We start from the raw sequence: 1,684 nt of genomic DNA, 5'->3' as shown, positions 1-1,684 counted from the left end.
ATCTGTGGTGGCGATGAACTCCACCTCGTCGAGATAGGGCTTGCCATTCTTGACGTAGTTTGGATTGCGCTTGAGCTTGGCCGAAACGCCGGGCTGGAAATTCTCGAGGACGAAAGCACCGGTGCGAACGCCTGAAGCCCAATCCGCCTTGCCGTCCTTGGCCGGCATGATGACCAGATGGTAGTCACTCATGATGTAAGGGAAATCGGCGTTGCCGCTCTTGAGCGTGAAGACCACCGTTTCCGGGCCGTCCGACTTGACATCGGCGACGGAGTCCAACAGCGACTTCGCCGCCGATTTGGTGTCCTTGCCCATGTGATATTGCAAGGAGGTCACGACGTCATCCGCCTTCACGGTCTTGCCGTTGTGAAAGGTTGCGCCTTTGCGCAGCTTGAAAGCCCAGGTTTTGGCTCCATCCGAAGTTTCAAAGCTCTCGGCGAGGTCCGGTTGGACATTGCCTTTGGCGTCGACCTCAGTGAGGCTGTTGGACAGCGAGCCCGAAAATGCGGTTTGTGTGAACGTGTCGGGGTAGCCGGCCGGATCGATCGAATCCGTCGTCGCGCCATGAGCCATGCCGAGCTTGGCGAAGCCGCCCTGCATCGGTTCGGCCCGCGCCGTGCTCACGAACAGCCGGTCGGCGGCGGCAACGGTCAGGCCCGCGGCCAGCCCAAGATGAATGAAGTCGCGGCGGGAAACCTTGCCGCCTCCGACCAGGCTTTTCGCGATACCAAGCTTGTATTCAGATTCTGACATTTGACTCTCCCATTGCGGAGTTCCCCGCGTTATTTCTCGTCAAGCACCGGCGAACAAATCTGCTTATTGGCTCCGCCACCTTTCCTTCGAATTTTTCCAATCCCAATCGGCTTGCGCCAATCAGGCCGTCACGTAGATGCCGCCGGCTTCGACGGTGACTGGAAATGTGCGCGCGCGAACGGAGGGATCGACCAAGGCCGCGCCTGACTTGATGTCGAACTCCCACCCGTGCCAGGCGCATCGAACGATCTCGTTTTCGCGATGATAGATGAATTGCGCCTGTTCAACGGGCGCGGTTGTGCCGCATTGCGGCCCCTCGCAAAGCGGAGCGCCGCGGTGCGGACAGACATTCAGCAGCGCGTGGAATGAATCTCCGATGCGGAAAATCCCGACCGAAAGGCTGCGGATCTTGGCGATGAACGGAGACCCTGTTTCGATCTCGTCGACGCGGCAGATATATGTCTTCTCGGGCATCGTATGCTTCCTCAGGCGGCATTCGCGGCTTGCGCGCGGGGGATGCGTTTGTAGACTTCCAGCGCGTTCAGTCCCATGATCTTGCTCTTCCATGCAGGAGGGATTTGCAGCGTGTTGGCATCGTCGTAATCCCAGTGCGGATAGTCTGATGCAAACATCAGCGTGTTTTCGCCGTCCATCGCTTCGAGCGTGGACCAGAGATGTTGGATGTTTGCAGGCTGCTCCAGCGGCTGCGTGGAAAAGCGGATGTTGCGCCGGCAATATTCAGACGGCAGCATCTTCAGCCATGGCGTCTCCTTGCGCAGCGCTTTGTAGTCGGCGTCCAGGCGCCAAAGGACCGACGGAACCCAGGCGACGCCGCACTCGATGATCACGAAGTAGAGGTCCGGCCATTTCTCGAAGACGCCATGGGCGATCATGCTTGCCACGTGCGACATCGCCGACATGTGCAGAATGG

3 protein-coding genes are annotated in these 1,684 nt (G+C 59.1%); all 3 read right to left on the bottom strand.

The features are described from left to right. The coding region (locus EN879_RS34945) for an ABC transporter substrate-binding protein (RefSeq protein WP_245493923.1) at positions 1 to 753 on the bottom strand (753 nt) is incomplete at its 3' end. A 120-nt stretch (positions 754 to 873) separates the two neighbouring features. Next, the gene (locus EN879_RS34940) at positions 874 to 1,227 is read right to left on the bottom strand and encodes a Rieske (2Fe-2S) protein (RefSeq protein WP_023809364.1); all 354 of its coding nucleotides are present in this window, start codon (positions 1,225 to 1,227) and stop codon (positions 874 to 876) included. A gap of 11 nt (positions 1,228 to 1,238) precedes the next feature. After that, positions 1,239 to 1,684 (bottom strand): amidohydrolase family protein (locus EN879_RS34935; RefSeq protein WP_164774801.1); only part of this gene is annotated, 446 nt, incomplete at its 5' end.

Origin of the sequence: Mesorhizobium sp. M7A.F.Ca.AU.002.02.1.1 (assembly GCF_003998535.1) — a bacterium.
GTDB classification, from domain to species: domain Bacteria; phylum Pseudomonadota; class Alphaproteobacteria; order Rhizobiales; family Rhizobiaceae; genus Mesorhizobium; species Mesorhizobium ciceri.
Note: the sequence above shows the minus strand (reverse complement) of the source record. Positions and strands in the feature narration are given on the sequence as shown.